This window comes from Marinilabilia salmonicolor JCM 21150, from assembly GCF_000259075.1.
GTDB classification, from domain to species: domain Bacteria; phylum Bacteroidota; class Bacteroidia; order Bacteroidales; family Marinilabiliaceae; genus Marinilabilia; species Marinilabilia salmonicolor.
Map to the genome: position 1 here is coordinate 487,885 of NZ_AJKI01000002.1, position 16,564 is coordinate 504,448.

Genomic DNA, 16,564 nt, shown 5'->3' on the forward strand with positions numbered 1-16,564 from the left:
GCCTAAAAGGAACTCTGTCCCTATGAAAATTTTTACTTCGCTGGCGTCAATACTGATTGCCTCAGTTCTTTTTTTGGGTTGCGAATCTTCTGTTAAAGAAGAAGCTCCCGCGCATTCCCCATTTCATGCAAAAATCAGTGCATTCACTTCAGGTCAGGTTTCTTCCACCTCTCCTGTGATGGTGGAGTTTTCCTCTCCGGTGGCTAAGGCCGAGGCCGGCAGCGTTGTGCAGGAAGGAATTGTCAAAATTTCTCCATCAGTAGAAGGTTCAGCGGTTTGGGCCGGTAACCGAACCCTGATTTTTAAACCTGAAGAGGTGCTGCCTTCCGGAAAGGAGTTTAAGGTTGAAGTAAATCTTCCCAGGTTGTTGCCAGGAGAAAACGAATCCTTTTTCTTCACCTTTCGCACAGTGCAGCAAAATGCCTGGTTGAGTTTGGAAAATATCCAGCCGGTTTCGGTGACCGAGTATGATTCTTATACAGTCACTGCCCGCGTGGCCCTGGCTGATGTGGCTGATGACGAAGTGGTAGAGAAAAATGTAACCGTAACATACGAAGGAGCGGAGTTACACCCTGAATGGACACACATTGATGGCAGAATTCACGAATTGTCTGTGTCAGGATTGTCACGGGGCCGGTCAGAAAATGATTTATTGATTCAAGTTGCCGAGGGCCCTTTGTCACCTGATGATGATCGGGAGCTGGAGGTTGCTATTCCTGCGTTGGATGATTTCAAAATTGTTTCAGCACGCATGGAGTCTTCTCCACGAAATGTGATTACGGTGACTTTCAGTGACCCTGTGGACCCGACACAGGATGTTTCGGGACTTTTTGTGATGCAGGGAGTGGATCTTGACTGGAATATTCAAAATAATCGGGTGGAACTTTATTCCGGGGAATCTGTTACCGGGAATCAGACATTGAAAGTGTTGCCTGATATCAGGAATGCTGCGGGAGCAAAGTTAAACCGACAGGGCGAGTTTACATTCTCCTTTTCCACTGAAGCTCCTCAGGTTGAATTGCTGGGAGAGGGAACCATAATGCCCTTTTCCGAAGGCTTGTATCTGCCGTTCAGGGGAGTGAGCCTGAAGTCAGTAAAGGTCAGGATTATCAAGATCTATGAGCATAACATCGGCCACTTTCTGCAGATTAACCGACTCGGAGGAGAATCTCAGCTAAAACGGGCCGGAAGATTGGTGCACAGGCAAAGCATTGCCATTGATAACGATCCAACGCTGGATCTGAACCGTTGGAATACTTTTTCTCTGGATCTCTCTAAATTTGTACAACCAGATCCCGGAGCTATTTACCGTGTGGAGTTGGGTTTTGAAAAGGAAGATGCCATATATGCCTGTGCCGGTGATGATGAATCGGAATCCGTCATTACGAAAGATCCCGATCCGGATGATGATTTCTGGGATGAGCCCAATGATTACTATTCCACTTATCCGTATAACTACAGTGCCAATTACAATTGGTACGACAGGGATGATCCGTGTACTGATTCCTATTACACCCGTCAGCGATGGGTAGCCACCAATGTGCTGGCTTCGAATCTGGGACTGATGGCCAAGCGCGGCAACAATGAAGAAATGTTGGTGACAGTTACCGATTTGCGCAATGCACAACCGTTAAAAGGTGTCGAGGTGGAGGTGTTTAACTTGCAGATGGTTTCATTAGACGAAGGAATCAGTGATAAAGACGGGTTTGTGCCACTCACTTTTAAAGAGACGCCATTCTTACTGGTGGCCAAACAAGGTAAACAGCGTGGATATCTTAAACTGAATGAGGGAGAGGCACTGTCGCTGGATCGTTTTGATGTATCTGGAGAAACCGTTAAGGAAGGCTTGAGGGGGTTCATTTTCGGTGAGCGCGGAGTGTGGCGTCCCGGAGATTCTATTTTTGTCTCTTTCATGCCTGTAGAGAGTAGCCCCGGAACGTTGCCCTCCAATCATCCGGTGACTTTTGAGCTGACCGACCCGCGCGGACGATTGATTGATCGTCAGGTAAGTACCCATCCGGAGAATCTGCTTTATACTTTCAGAACTTCCACTCGCGAGGATGCCCCGACGGGTATGTGGCTGGCACGAATATCCATGGGAGGGGTGCTTTTTGAGAAAACGTTACGGGTGGAAACGATCAGGCCAAACCGCCTGAAAATACATCTGAACTTTCCGGAAGAGGAACTTCAATCGGGGAAATCTACTGATTTCGATGTTCATTCCGAGTGGTTGCATGGTTCCCCGGCTTCTGATCTAAGGGCAGATGTGCGCATGACGGTTAAGGAGCGGAAAACCACTTTTCCGGATTATGCAGGGTATAACTTTGATGATGTCACCCGCAGCCTGGATGCTTCTGAAGTCACTATATTTGAGGGTATTCTCAATGATGAGGGCAATGCTTCTTTCCGGGAAAGACTTCCATCTTTTGATCGTGCGCCCGGAAAACTGACGGCCCAACTAACTTCACGTGTTTTCGAAGAAGGAGGTGCGTTTAGTATTGCCTCACAACGAGTTTCTTTGTCGCCTTTTGAAGTTTATACCGGTATTCGCACTCCTCCGGGGGATGATCGCGGATTGTTGCTTACCGATGAGGATCATACCATTGAGGTTGTTTCGGTAGATGCTGATGGAAAGCCGGTTGGAGGACAGAATCTGACCTACAGCGTTTATAAAATAGAGTGGCGTTGGTGGTGGGAGAAATCCGATGAAGATCTGGGACGGTATGTCTCTTTTCATAGCAATAACAGAATTGATAAAGGTATGGTAACTACCTCCGGTAACGGGAAAGCAACTTTTGATATACGCATTAATAAGCCGGAGTGGGGCCGTTACCTGATAAGGGTTGCCAATGCTGCTTCGGGACACTCTGCTGCTGCCACCGTTCGTGTTGACTGGCCGGGATGGGCCCGGGAATCCAGAGGGGGAGAAAGTGCGTCAGAGCTCATATTCTCCACCGATAAAAAACGTTACAAAGTTGGTGAGGATGTGGTTGTTTCATTTCCGTCCGGAGATGAAGGACGTGCACTGGTTTCTGTGGAAACCGGCACACGTATCCTGAAAAGCTGGTGGATTTCCCCTGAATCCAAAGAGACTCAGTTCTCTTTTAAAGCTACTTCAGAGATGAGTCCAAATATCTATGTGAGTGTGACTTTGATTCAGCCACATGCACAAACAGGCAATAACAGGCCTATCCGGCTCTACGGGATTGTTCCGGTGATGATTGAGGATCCGGGAACAAGGCTGGAGCCACAACTTAAAACAAAAGATACATGGCTTCCGGGCAATGAGGCTGAAATAGAGGTGAGTGAAAAGAACAATGAAGCCTTTGAGTATGTGGTTGCTGTTGTTGACGAAGGGTTGTTGGATCTTACAGGTTTCAGGACTCCTGATCCCTGGCAAAGGTTCAATGCAAGGCAGGCATTGGGTATTAAAACCTGGGATTTATACGATGAGGTGATTGGTGCTTTTGGGGGTAAAATTGAGCAGCTGTTCAGTGTGGGAGGTGATGGGGAACTTTCCGGTGACCGAAGCCAGAATCAAATGCGGCGTTTTGAGCCGATGGTTCGCTTTTTTGGTCCGTTCCATCTGAAGCGGGGATCTGAAAAACACAAATTTACCGTTCCTGAATATACCGGCTCCGTGAGGGTGATGGTCATTGGAACAAACGGGATAGCTACCGGCAGTGAGGAGACAACCGTAAAGGTGAAAAAACCTGTGATGGTGTGGAGTTCTCTGCCACGAGTAATGGGGCCTCAGGAGAAGCTTTGGCTCCCGGTGACAATATTTGTCACTGATGAAAATGTTCGGGATGTAACTGTTTCACTGAAGGGCTCAGAGCACTATAAAATATCAGGTAAAGCTACTCAGAATCTGACGTTTGCCAGCCCCGGAGAACAGACTGTTTATTTTGAACTGAAAACCGGTTCTGTAACCGGAATGTCTCAGCTTGTCATCGCAGCCCAAAGCAGTGGAGGCAAAGATGAAATCACAAAAAATCTGATGATTCGCGTGCCTAATCCCCCGGTGACCAGAACTGTTTTTACCAGCCTTAAAGGTAAAGCGTCGGAGTCATTGCAATACGAATTACCCGGCATGTCCGGTACAAATTCCATGCAGCTGGAGGTAAGCGCCATACCTCCGATGGATCTGACCGCAAGACTCTCTTATTTGCTGGAGTATCCTCATGGTTGTATTGAGCAGATAACTTCCGGAGCTTTTCCACAGTTGTATCTCAGCAAAATTGTGGAGATGACTGAGGAGCAAAAATCAAGGGCCCGCGAAAATATCGGCAGCGTTTTAGCCCGTTATAGTTCTTATCAAACTTCCGAAGGTGGGTTTGCTTACTGGCCCGGCCAGTCTTATTCCAATGAATGGGGATCTTCTTATGCAGGGCATTTTCTTCTGGAAGCAGAAAAGCAGGGATACATGGTAAAACCAAATGTGAAATCTGCCTGGTTGAAATGGCAAAAGCAGCGGGCAAATGCGTGGTTGCCAAAGTCTGCCGGGGACTATTATGCCTCCGAACAGATGCTTCAGGCATATCGCTTATTTACCCTAGCGCTTGCAGGAGAACCGGTAGTGGGTGCCATGAATCGTCTGCGACAAAAGGATAATCTTGTTTTGCAGGCCCGTTGGTTGTTGGCATCGGCCTATTCTATTTCCGGAATGCAGGAGGTAGCGGGTGAACTGATGGATGGAAGTATTGATTCAGGAGCGCCAGAGCTTGTGCATCGAACTTATGGTTCCCAACTTCGTGATGAAGCGATATTAATACATACACTGACATTACTCGACAGGAGAGAAACCGCTTTTCCGCTTGTTAAGGAAGCAGCCGAAAGACTGAGTAGTGAAAGCTGGTACAGTACGCAAACCACAGCTTGGGCATTGATGAGTATTGTTAATTTTGCAGGTCAGCATATGGAGGGAGATCCACTGCAATATACCTATAATATTAATCAGGGAAATGAAATGACGGTGGGATCTGAAAAGCCCGTTTCTCTGAGAAATATTGAAGTAGATGAAACGCTAAAGGGGGTTGTGCAAATAACCAACGACACAGATAACGAGTTGTTTGTAACATTGGTTGTAACCGGCACTCCTGAGGGAATTGATTCTACCTCTTTTTCTGAAAACCTTCGCATGGAAACTTCATTTCGGACCATGGATGGCAATCGTATAAAACCCGGAAATATAGAACAGGGTACCGATTTCTTGTATGTAGTTCGTGTCAGCAATCCCGGGACAGGGGGTGATATAGAAAATCTGGCACTTACCCGTTTGATTCCGTCAGGATGGGAAATACGGAATACCCGCCTTGAAGGTAATGCTGTGCACGAAAAGGACATTCCTGATTATCGCGATATCCGGGACGACCGGGTAATGTCGTATTTTGATTTGAATGCCGGCAAAACCAAAGTGTATGTGGTTGTTGTTCATGCCGCCTTTCCGGGAGAATATTATTTACCACCTGTTAGTTGCGAGGCCATGTACAACCGCAATGTGAGAGCCAGGGTTGGCGGTTCTGTAGTGAAGGTTATTAAACCGTAAAGAATTTAACGGGCAGGTTAAGTTTTATACTTTATTAAACTTTTCTCTGCCCGTGTTGGTTTACTTTGAAAGCCAGACCTATGCGATACCTTGATTTTCACACCCATACCTGGCCCCAAGAGACTATTGAAACAGATGCTATTGTCAGTTGTGTTGCTCCGGAGCCGGTTTGCGAATATAAGGACGGTGTTTTTCTTTCGTATGGAATACATCCCTGGTATATTCAGGGGAATGATCCGAAAAAACTATTGGAGCATGTCAGAGAAGCCGCTCACTATAATTGGGTGGTTGCTATTGGCGAAGCCGGACTGGATAAGTTAAAGGGGCCACCAATGGATGTCCAGAGACGGTTATTTTGCTGGCAAATAGAGATCTCTGAAGCTGTGAAGAAGCCCCTTATAATTCACTCTGTAAGAGCGAATAATGAGGTGCTAATGCTTCGAAAAAGCATGAATCCTGCCCAGGCATGGGTAATACATGGTTTTAACGGACATCCTCAAGAGATGGAGCAACTGATTAAGGCCGGCTTCTATCTCTCTTTCGGACCCAAAATTCTTTACCCTTCAAATAAAGCGACCGAGTCATTTCAACAGGTTCCGGAAGATCGTTTCCTGCTGGAAACGGACCATACCAACAAATCCATCGTGGCTTTGTATGATAAAGCTGCCGATATCAGGGGGGGCTCTGTTGACGAACTTGGAGAAAATGTACGAAGAAACGCTGTAAAGCTGATTCCTGGTCTTAAAAGAGGTTGAATCCGTTACTTTGTCTCGATTTTTTCCTGATTGCTTATCTTTGAAAACATTTTAAAAATATTTTCATGGAGTGGCTGGAACGTACCGAACTGCTTATCGGTAAGGAAAATGTAATAAAACTAAACAGGGCTCATGTGCTGGTTGCTGGACTTGGAGGTGTAGGCTCCTGGTGCGCCGAAATGCTGGTGCGTGCAGGAGTTGGTGAACTCACAATTATTGACGGGGATGTTGTGCAGCCTTCAAACCGAAACCGACAATTGCCCGCACTGGAAGCTACACAGGGGGTGCCAAAGGCCGATGTGATGGTGGAGCGGCTAAGAGCAATCAACCCTGAAGTAATTCTTCATTCCAGAAATTATTTTCACACCGGTGAAGATTTCGATGAGTTAATGGAGCATCCTTTTGATTATGTGGTGGATGCCATCGATTCGCTGAGCCCTAAAGTTTTTCTGATTGTGGCTGCGATGGAGCATCAGCGCCGATTGATCTCCTCCATGGGAGCAGGAGGGAAAATGAATCCTGAAAAAGTTGAGATTGTCGATATTAGTAAATCCTATCATTGCAAACTGGCACGTATGGTGCGCAAAAGGTTAACCAAATTTGGTGTTAAGAAAGGTTTTGATGTTGTATTTAGCTCCGAACCAGTCAGTAAAACAGCCATTGTAGCTACCGAAGGCGAACGTAATAAAATAACTACGGTAGGCACTATTTCTTATATGCCGGCTCTTTTTGGGATGCTGGCAGCATCGAAGGTGATCAGGGAGTTGACAAAGTCTAGCCAATAAATAAAAGGGATCCTGTTAGTTACTTCTTTGCGTTTTAAATATTGTTGCTATTGAAATGCTTCACCAACGTTCAGTTTGATAAAATGTGTTCTGTCCGGAACAGATTCTTCGCAGGCTCAGAATGACACCCCACAATTTATAATGCCGAGGAGGCAAGACGAAGAATCTGTTGCAGGTTGCTTTTTGATGACACGTTTCAGTCCGACCACACCACGCTCTTTTCCCCATGCTCTATGCACCATGCTTCTCCCTTCACGCCCTTTGCTCTTTTTTTAGTTTCTTTGCACCATGATAGAATCGATTATTAATCCATTACATACAAGTTGGGGAATTTGGTTGGTGACACTATTCAGTGCATGGCTTGTGGGTGTTTCCAAAAGCGGGTTAAAGGGGATTGCGATGGTAACCATTCCATTACTGGCACATTTTTACGGAGGAATGGCTTCGGCGGGCCTGTTGGTGACATTTCTGGTTTTTGGCGATCTCTTTGCTATTCGTTATTATTACAAAAGTCTGAGGTGGGAACACATCAAAAAACTGTATCCTTATGCATTGGCAGGAATTAGCATCGCACTGCTGGTCGGGGGAGTGATTTCCGATAACCAGTTTCGCAATGTGATCGGAGTTTCTGTTTTGTTATGTTTGGGTTTGATTTTTTATCGTGACTACTCCGGGGGCTCCGATGGCTTTACCCGGAAAAACTGGTTTGCAAGAATACTTGGAGTGACAGGTGGTTTTGCTACTATGATCGGCAATGCAGCAGGCCCTATTTTTAATCTCTACCTGCTTTCCATGCGATTGCCCAAAGAGAGTTTTATCGCCACAGGTGCGGTTTTTTATCTGAGTCTGAATATCCTGAAAATACCCCTGCACTTTTTCGTTTGGGAGTCTATTTCGATGGAGACCCTTCAGTTGAACTTAGTGATGCTTCCGGCCGTATGGCTGGGCTCTGTTACCGGGAAATATCTGGTGCGTTTTATTCCCGAAAGGGAATTCCGTATTTTTGTGACAGTGTTGATTGCCCTGTCTGCGGTGCTGTTGTTCTTTAAATAGTGCTTGTCCGAAAAGTTCAATTTCTGCGTTACGCCCTTTCTGAAAACAGTTATTTACGAAAGTAAACGCCTTGATTTTCAGAAAGACCAAGCCTTGAATTTGAACTTTTCGAATCAAGCACTCGGAAAAACCATAGTTTTCTTGCTGGCACAAAATAGTGTCCGTCTATAAAGTCGGAAAAGTTTGTAAAAAGTCATGTGTCTAATCAGAAAGTGCCAGTTGCAAAGCCTGCCCCGATTTTTTTTCGGGGGCTTGCCAAGCCGCCAAAAACGGAGTTTACCTGGGTAAATGAGTATTTTGGCGGCAAGCGTAACGCAGCAAGTGGTACTTTTTGGACAGACACTAAATAGATGTCTTAAAACATATTCACCACCTGATTTTATTCATTTCTCTTTAGCGAAAAATCATTAACTTTAGACCCATTATAATGATTGTTTAAAACCAATATTGTCATGAACATAGACTGGCCAAACTTATCCTTTAGTTATCTGGATACCGACTACAACGTTCGATGTTACTACCGGAACGGAAAATGGGGAGAACTGGAAGTTTCCTCCTCCAATCAGATTAACATTCATATGGCGGCTACTGCGCTGCATTACGGACAGGAATCTTTTGAAGGATTGAAAGCTTTTCGCGGGAAAGATGACAAGGTCCGGATTTTTCGTGCTGCCGATAATGCCAAAAGGATGATTTCATCTGCTCAGGGCATTATGATGGCTGAGGTGCCGGAAGAACTGTTCGTGGAAGCAGTGAAGAAAGCGGTGTCTCTAAACAAACGTTTTGTTCCTCCTTATGAGTCGGGGGCAGCGTTGTACATTCGTCCTTTGCTGATAGGTTCAGGCCCTAAAGTGGGAGTACAGCCTGCTGATGAATTTTTGTTCATGGTCTTTGTAACCCCGGTAGGACCATACTTTAAAGAAGGGTTTAAACTGACCAATGTGGCCGTGATGCGGGAGTATGACCGTGCTGCACCTCAGGGAACCGGAAATATTAAAGTGGGTGGAAATTATGCTGCCAGTCTGAAAGCCGGAATGTTGGCCAAAGACAAGGGATATTCTGCAGTGTTGTATCTCGACAGCCGTGAAAAGAAATTCATTGATGAGTGTGGTCCGGCCAATTTTTTTGGCATTAAGAATAACACCTATATTACACCGGAATCCAAATCCATTCTGCCATCCATCACCAACAAAAGTCTGGTTCAACTGGCTCAGGATATGGGGCTCAAAACAGAGCGTCGTCCGGTTCCATTCGATGAGGTGGGCAGCTTTGAGGAGGTCGGCCAATGTGGAACAGCGGCGGTTATCAGCCCGGTGGGACGCATCGATGATATCGATAACAACAAGTCTTACAGCTTCTCCAAAGATGGAGAGCCCGGTCCTGTTTCGAAAAAACTTTACAATAAATTGCGGGCCATTCAGTATGGCGACGAGTCCGATCCTTACGGATGGGTTACTGTAATTGAATAGTTAATAAAAAAAGCGCCAAACCGGCGCTTTTTTTATTTTATCTCTTCATAATCTACATATTCACCCTGTGAATCACTGTCCCTTTTATTTTTGTCTTTCCGGGAATTGTAATCAATGGTTACCTTTCCCTCTTCAGATCTTTGTTTGTTTTCAAAATCTTTGCGAGCCTGCTCCTGTTTCTTCTGCATCTTCTCTACCTGATTTTTCAGCAGGAAAGGAAACAGGTATCTGCCAATCAGTCGAAATAAATAATAGATGATAATAAATATCAGAAGTATTCTTGCCAGTGTTCCCATAATAATTCTTCTCTTTTTTCAGGTGTTGCGATTGATTCAATCAGTTTTCCGCGGCAATCTCCACGTGAACTTCTTCTGACTGGTTTTCGAATAAAACAGCTTTCAGACTGTTCGTTTTAATCAATTCAATTGCTTTTTGTAATACTTCATCTTCCTTGCTGATAATGGGGTAAAAGCCTTCATTGTCGAGAATATTCCGTGCGATGTATGCTTTGGTTTCCAGGTCAATCAGATTTTTCGATTTCTGAAAATCGCTATGATTGTATTTCACACTCTTTGAATTGGCGAATTCAATCAGCAGTTCACTGATGGGTTGTTGATCCAGGTGCTGTTTAAGTGTTTTTACATTTTCAAAAGCAGAAAGGGTCTGCCTGTTCCGGTCGGCATAGTCCAGTGCAAACTGATAGATGGTTCCCGTTTCCCGCAAACGGTAATAATAGTCTGAATGTTCTGTGGTATCCCTGGGAACAAATACATCAGGCATGATACCACCACCACCATAAACAGTGCGACCACCAACGGTTTTATATTTTAATGAATCATTGACAGAGATGCTGTCTTTTTCGAAAAATTCACCATGCTCAAAACGTTCAATGATGTCGTGGTAATAGTCTTCCACTCCGTTGTCGTAAGGTTTTTGGATAGATCTGCCACTGGGGGTGTAGTAACGGGCTACGGTGAGCCGTAATGCTCCACCTGCCGGAAGCGAAAACTGCTGTTGTACCAGCCCTTTACCAAAAGATCTGCGTCCGACAACCAGTCCGCGGTCATTGTCCTGCATGGCTCCTGCAAAGATCTCGCTGGCCGAAGCGCTGAATTCATCAATCAGTACGGTGACTCCGACATCCTTGCAGGATCCTGAACCATTGGCATATACATCTTGTCTCGGATTGTTGACTCCTTCGGTATAAACAATCATATCGTCTTTACTCAGAAATTCGTTGACCATGCTGATGGCAATATCCAGATAGCCACCTGAATTACCACGTAAATCAACGATTATATCGCTGCAATTGTGTGCTTTCAGCTTTGCAAGGGCAGAGAGTAACTCCTGGTAGGTGTTGCGGGCAAAGCGGTTGATTTTGACATATCCGATGGAATCGGTGACCATATAGGCTACATCTACGCTGTACATGGGGATGTTTCCCCGTGTGATTTCAAAGTCAATGAGATCTTTTCTGTTACGACGTTGAATGCCCACATTAACTTTGGTGCCGATGTCGCCCCTGAGCATCCCGACCACATCATTGGTGGGCATTTCTACGCCGGCAATAACTGAATCGTTTACAGTGATGATACGGTCACCCGGGAGGATTCCTACTTTTTCGGATGGACCACCCGAAACGACGCTCACTACCATTACGGTATCGTCCGGCATGCTGAATTCTACACCGATGCCGCCAAAATTCCCTTCCAACTCCTGGTTGGCAGCTTTCAGGTCTTTGGGGGGGATGTAAACGCTGTGCGGATCCAGGTCTCCCAGAATTTCCGGAATAACCGATTCAACCAGCTTTGAGGCATCCACACTGTCCACATATTGTTCGTCAATAAGGTTGATAATGGTTTGCAGTTTTCCTGATTCGGGAGCCAGCATTAGGCGTTGCCCTGATGATCCGTTACCTGACGGATTGGTGATGCGTCCGATAAACATTCCGGCAATCAGCACTGCTGCCAGAACCATGGGGAGATATATTTGTCGTGCTGTGTTCTTGTGTTGTTCGTTCATTTGTTGACTGTTCTTAGATTATTGGCAATTCCGCAATTCAGGAAGTGTTACAAAAATTGTTCCTTAATCAGATGTCCTCTTCCTGATTGCGGGATTCCAGCTGCACCACTTCAATATTGGCCCGGCGAAGGAGGTTTACACCATCTTCCACCCGGTAGTTTTCTGAGAAAACAACTCTGCTAATGCCTGCCTGAATAATAAGTTTAGAGCATTCCAGGCAAGGTGATGAGGTTACATAAAGAGTGGCACCGTCACTGCTGTTTCCCGACCGGGCAACTTTTGTGATGGCGTTGGCTTCAGCATGCAGCACATAAGGCTTAGTTTTATTGTTTTCATCCTCACAGATGTTTTCAAATCCCGAAGGGGTGCCATTGTATCCGTCGCTGATTATCATTTTGTCACGCACCAGTAAGGCTCCAACCTGACGGCGTTTGCAATAACTGTTTTGTGCCCATATCCGGGCCATATCGAGGTATCTGCGATCCAGAATCTGCTGTTTTTCGTTGCTCACAGGGTAAAGAATTGATGATTAATACTCTTGTGTTGCTACAAAATTAACAAAGAATGTGACTTGAAGGTTGATAGGGTTCTAAAAAGTATGGAATTCTTTTTGGAACAATCTTTTTAATTTTTGGTTATCAATGATAGGTTTTTGTTTTTTTCCATTATTTGACTTTAAGGAATCTGTTTCATGCTAAATTATCCGGGACGAATCAAGAGGGGGGATATTTACGGAGGTCTCGTGGCTGCCATTGTCAGCATTCCCATTGCGTTGACTTTCGGAGTGGCTTCGGGTGCCGGACCGGAAGCCGGGCTTTACGGAGCTGTGATTATTGGTCTTGTGGCAATTCTGGCAGGAGGAAGTAAAACACTGATTTCTGAACCTACCGGGCCAATGACCGTCTTTATGACGGCGGTTTTTGCTTCCAACATTGCTGAATATGGATTGCAGGATGGAATGGTTTATTCCTTTACCATCGTTTTTTTTGCAGGGATTTTTCAGATATTACTGGGGTATTTCAAATTAGGGCGTTACTTTCGGTTGATGCCCTATTCGGTAATTAGTGGTTTTATGTCGGGCATTGCCTTGATTCTTATTGTGATGCAGTTGCCGGCATTTTTAGGGCACGACACTGTGAAAGGGGGCATTGTAGGGTTGGTGAAAAATCTTCCTGAACTTTTGGGATCCGTCAATTATTTGGAATTAATGATTGGTGGAAGCGGGCTTCTGGTGCTTCTTTTTTATCCCAAATCGTGGCAGGGACGGTTCCCCTCCCAACTTGCGGTACTGATATTTTTTAGCCTTTTGGTTTTTCTTATACCCGGAGGTGACGGCATACGACTCATTGGAGCTTTTGATCTTGGCTGGCCCAATTTTAATCTGCCACTGATGCCTTTGGATCATAATTGGAGCTCTGTTTTTCTAAATGCCTTTTTGTTGTCTTTGTTAGGGAGTATAGATACCATTCTAACTGCCCTTATCGCAGATTCACTGACCCGTGAAGAGCATAATAGCAACCGTGAACTAATGGGGCAGGGGCTGGCCAATCTGACTGCAGGACTTCTGGGAACATTGCCGGGAGCCGGAGCTACAATGGGAACGGTGGTCAATATTCGTACCGGTGCCCGAAGCCGTTGGTCCGGAATTATGCGTTCGGCATTTCTGGTAATCCTTATTTTCGGGGCAGCACCCTTGATTCAGTATATTCCGCTGGCATTGCTGGCTGCCATTGCGTTTAAAGTAGGAATTGATATTTTGGACTGGTCATTTATCAAGCGGGCCCATAAAATCAGCCAGGGAGCCTTGTTTATTATGTACGGGGTCTTATTGGTAACCATATTTGTGGATCTGGTAATTGCGGTGGGCCTGGGGATTTTTGTAGCCAATATGCTGACCATCGAAAAACTCAGTCACCTGCAAAGTTTTAATCTGCGCATGATTTCGGATAGCGTCGATACCGCCCCGTTGTCTGATTATGAAAAAGAGATATTCGATAAAATACGGGATAAGGTTTATTTGTTCTACCTCAGTGGACCGATGATTTTTGGGGTGGCCAGGGCTATTCAACGCGAGCGTAATAATATTGCTCCGTGCAATCACCTGATTCTGGATCTTCAGGATGTAACACATCTCGATACGACTGTTTTGCTGGCAATTGAAAATATGGTAGATGAGGCTCTTGACTTCGGGAAAAGCGTTTATCTGGTTACCGGTGAGCATTTTATAGAGAAACGACTACGAAAATTAAAGCTGCACCAGAGAGTTGGTGAAGAGAACATTTTTCACGATCGCCTGAGTGCTTTGAGGTATGTGGAGCAATTGGCAAATGGAGGGTAATGCTTTTTAAGAAAGTGTCTTCAAAACCTCTTCCTTGTAATTCCTGCCAATGGTGAGCTTTCTGTCCCCGATCTCGATGTAGGAGGCTGTAAATGCATCAATGTGTTGCGTATTGATGATGAAAGAGCGGTGGATGCGAAGAAAATTGCCTCCTGGCAATTGCTGCTCAATGGCAGAGAGTGTCTCGTAGCAGATCAGCTTTCCCTTGCTGCAGGTGTGCACCTGAATGTAATTGTCCATGCTTTCGATAAAAACGATGTCGTTGAATGCAATTTTGTATTTTTTCTTGTCGGCTTTAAGAATAATGTAGCTCGTGTCTTCCACGGGGGCGTTAGATTCGGAGATCGGAGTGACCAGATTGAGGAATTTATTTACTGATCTGGCAAATCTTTCGAAAGAGATGGGTTTCACCAGATAGTCCAGCGCATCCAGGTCAAATGCATCCACTGCATATTCGCGATAAGCCGTGGTAAAAATTATTGTGGGTTTGTAATGCAGGGTTTTCAGCAATTCGATGCCTGAGATTCCCGGCATATTGATGTCCAGAAAAAGGAGATCAACCTTGTTTCTGCTGAGAAACTCCATGGCTTTTACAGGATTGGAGAAGCCTTCCGAACATTCAATGGATTCAAATGCCGACAGATGCTCTTTTATTATCCGGATGGCAATGGGTTCGTCATCTATTATGATACAGGTTTTGTGTTCCCGGTTCATGTGATTCGAATTTTCAGACTGATTTGGTATGTTTCCCCTTCATCAGTGATTTGTAAATCGTATTTATCTCCATAAATCAATAATAATCTTTCCTGTATATTTTTAAGGCCGATGCCGTGTTTCCCGGATATGGCCGGTTCCTCATGAATGCGAATGTTGCTGTTCTTCACCAAGAAGTGTATTGTCCCATCATCCATTGTCAGCGAAATGTGAATAAAGGAACCGAGCGTATTACTGAGTCCGTGCTTGAAAGCGTTTTCAACAAATGGAAACAATACCAACGGGGCGATTTCTAAATCTTCAGTTTTCTCAGGAAAGTTAACCGTTACATCAAAAACTTCATGTCTGATGCGCTCCAATTCAATATAATTTTGAATAAAGGTTAGTTCTTTTTGTAAAGGAAGCAAGGATTCGTCGCACTCATAAAGCATATATTCCAGTAATCCCGATAGTTTCAGGATAATACGACGCGACAGGACAGAGTCTTCTGAAACCAGTCCGTACAGATTATTGAGCATATTGAATATAAAGTGCGGATGAATCTGATCCTGCATTAGCTTCAGACGTGCTTCCCTGAGTTTTAGCTCCATTTCCCTCTTAATCTGTTCCAGTTGTTTTTTCTCCAGTTGCTGTTGGTAAGATTCCTGTATAAAATGAATAACTCCGGCCAGGATCACCATCAGATAATTACCAGTTAGCAAGATGGTAACATCTTTTCGGTCGGGAATAACAGCTTCAGGCAGATAATTCATGCTGAAGAGAAGAATGATAACGACAGTAACGAGAATAATCCAGAGTGAGACAAGAAATACTGAAGTCAGTAAATAGTAAAACCGGAATTGCTTTTTTCGGAACAGGTACCGGGGAATCAACACCTGATTTACGAGTATCGAAGAAGAGAAACCGATCAGTGAAACAAGCGCAACCAAAACAAGCCGAATGTACAGGTCGTATTCACGATTGCTGAAAATGAGAAACAGAAGCGCAGCTGCAAATGTCCAGAAGAGTATCTGCTTTAATATTCTTTTGCGGAGGTCTCCACTTGTATTTGGTTCATTTTTTATCATCTTCTATCGCTTCGGAAGACTGTTAAGGTTTTTCTTCCCGTTTTTGAGCAAAACTTATATGTTGTCTGAATTCAGTATGTTTGTAAATTCCTGGTATTGTGAAGGTATTCAAACTTTTTCCCACTCATCAAAGATATAAGAAAGGGCTTTAGCCTCAAATTTCAGGAGTTGTTTTTAGGCCAACAACACATTTGGCCCACCCAACGACATAAAAACGGCTCGGAGGGAAAAACTGGTTATCCGGCAAGGGAAAAAATATGTTGGCATAAGAAATTTCAACGGGCTGAAATGAAGTCTTAATATTGACTTCAGTATTAACCAAAAAAGCTTAGTTATGATTTTTAGACACTGGTATGAGGGAGGCGCCCTCTTTATGACACTGATTTTCCTGATGTGGGTGGCGGTAATTGCCCTCTGCATTGTTTTTTGGAGAAAGAGAAAAAAAGCAGATAGAAGGACTCTTGTCAGGCTGAACGAAGGAATTTTGTTTACCGGAAGTCTTGCGTTTTTGCTTGGGATTCTGGGGCAGGTTTTGGGGATGTTTGAGGCTCTTAATGTTATTGGTGAAATGGGAGATGTCTCTGCAAATATGATTGCTGCTGGTCTAAGGGTATCATTCATCGCACCCCTTTACGGATTCGTTCTTTTTATTCTCTCGGGAATCTTGTGGTTTGTCTTCAGGAGTTTGCTCAAAGATAAATGAGCATGATCTTTCAGTGGTTTTCAGAAAGGCTGCATCTGTTTGGGTGCGGCCTTTTCCTTTGTAATTAGTGTCTATCCATAAAGTACCACTTGCGTCGTTACGCTTGCCGC

General features: G+C 44.7%; 12 protein-coding genes. 7 read left to right on the forward strand and 5 right to left on the reverse strand.

Features of this window, described 5'->3' with window-relative positions:
• The first annotated feature begins 22 nt into the window (after positions 1-22).
• From W7W_RS0102810 to W7W_RS0102835, 5 genes are all read left to right on the forward strand, one after another.
• A complete protein-coding gene (locus W7W_RS0102810) occupies positions 23-5,548 on the forward strand; it encodes an alpha-2-macroglobulin (RefSeq protein WP_010662338.1) in 5,526 nt (1,841 codons plus the stop codon).
• 80 nt (positions 5,549-5,628) lie between these two features.
• Complete coding sequence (locus tag W7W_RS0102815; RefSeq protein ID WP_010662339.1) at positions 5,629-6,303, forward strand: TatD family hydrolase; 675 nt, start codon at positions 5,629-5,631, stop codon at positions 6,301-6,303.
• Positions 6,304-6,368: 65 nt separating this feature from the next.
• Entirely contained in the window at positions 6,369-7,088 is a 720-nt protein-coding gene (locus W7W_RS0102820; protein WP_010662340.1) for a tRNA threonylcarbamoyladenosine dehydratase, read from the forward strand.
• 288 nt (positions 7,089-7,376) lie between these two features.
• Positions 7,377-8,141: a sulfite exporter TauE/SafE family protein gene (locus W7W_RS0102825; protein WP_081485149.1), complete on the forward strand. Its 765-nt coding sequence runs from the start codon at positions 7,377-7,379 to the stop codon at positions 8,139-8,141.
• A gap of 452 nt (positions 8,142-8,593) precedes the next feature.
• Complete coding sequence (locus W7W_RS0102835; protein WP_010662342.1) at positions 8,594-9,610, forward strand: branched-chain amino acid aminotransferase; 1,017 nt, start codon at positions 8,594-8,596, stop codon at positions 9,608-9,610.
• Positions 9,611-9,642: 32 nt separating this feature from the next.
• Here W7W_RS0102835 and W7W_RS0102840 read toward each other — a convergent pair whose 3' ends face one another.
• From W7W_RS0102840 to W7W_RS0102850, 3 genes are all read right to left on the reverse strand, one after another.
• Positions 9,643-9,906 carry a DUF4834 family protein gene (locus W7W_RS0102840; protein ID WP_010662343.1) on the reverse strand — a complete coding sequence of 88 codons (264 nt, stop codon included), beginning with the start codon at positions 9,904-9,906 and terminating at the stop codon, positions 9,643-9,645.
• Between the two features lie 40 nt (positions 9,907-9,946).
• A complete protein-coding gene (locus W7W_RS21560) occupies positions 9,947-11,632 on the reverse strand; it encodes a S41 family peptidase (RefSeq protein ID WP_044084358.1) in 1,686 nt (561 codons plus the stop codon).
• Between the two features lie 67 nt (positions 11,633-11,699).
• Positions 11,700-12,143, reverse strand: a complete 444-nt coding sequence (locus W7W_RS0102850; RefSeq protein WP_010662345.1) for a deoxycytidylate deaminase — start codon at positions 12,141-12,143, stop codon at positions 11,700-11,702.
• Between the two features lie 180 nt (positions 12,144-12,323).
• On the opposite strand from W7W_RS0102850, the gene W7W_RS0102855 reads away from it, so the two are divergent.
• The gene (locus tag W7W_RS0102855) at positions 12,324-13,970 is read left to right on the forward strand and encodes a SulP family inorganic anion transporter (RefSeq protein ID WP_010662346.1); all 1,647 of its coding nucleotides are present in this window, start codon (positions 12,324-12,326) and stop codon (positions 13,968-13,970) included.
• A 6-nt stretch (positions 13,971-13,976) separates the two neighbouring features.
• Here the strand turns inward: W7W_RS0102855 and W7W_RS0102860 are convergent, their stop codons facing one another.
• Entirely contained in the window at positions 13,977-14,684 is a 708-nt protein-coding gene (locus W7W_RS0102860; RefSeq protein WP_010662347.1) for a LytR/AlgR family response regulator transcription factor, read from the reverse strand.
• Positions 14,681-15,751 carry a sensor histidine kinase gene (locus W7W_RS0102865; RefSeq protein ID WP_010662348.1) on the reverse strand — a complete coding sequence of 357 codons (1,071 nt, stop codon included), beginning with the start codon at positions 15,749-15,751 and terminating at the stop codon, positions 14,681-14,683. The genes W7W_RS0102860 and W7W_RS0102865 overlap by 4 nt, the downstream gene beginning before the upstream one ends.
• 334 nt (positions 15,752-16,085) lie before the next feature.
• On the opposite strand from W7W_RS0102865, the gene W7W_RS21565 reads away from it, so the two are divergent.
• Positions 16,086-16,454 carry a MotA/TolQ/ExbB proton channel family protein gene (locus W7W_RS21565; RefSeq protein WP_010662349.1) on the forward strand — a complete coding sequence of 123 codons (369 nt, stop codon included), beginning with the start codon at positions 16,086-16,088 and terminating at the stop codon, positions 16,452-16,454.
• Positions 16,455-16,564 lie beyond the last annotated feature (110 nt).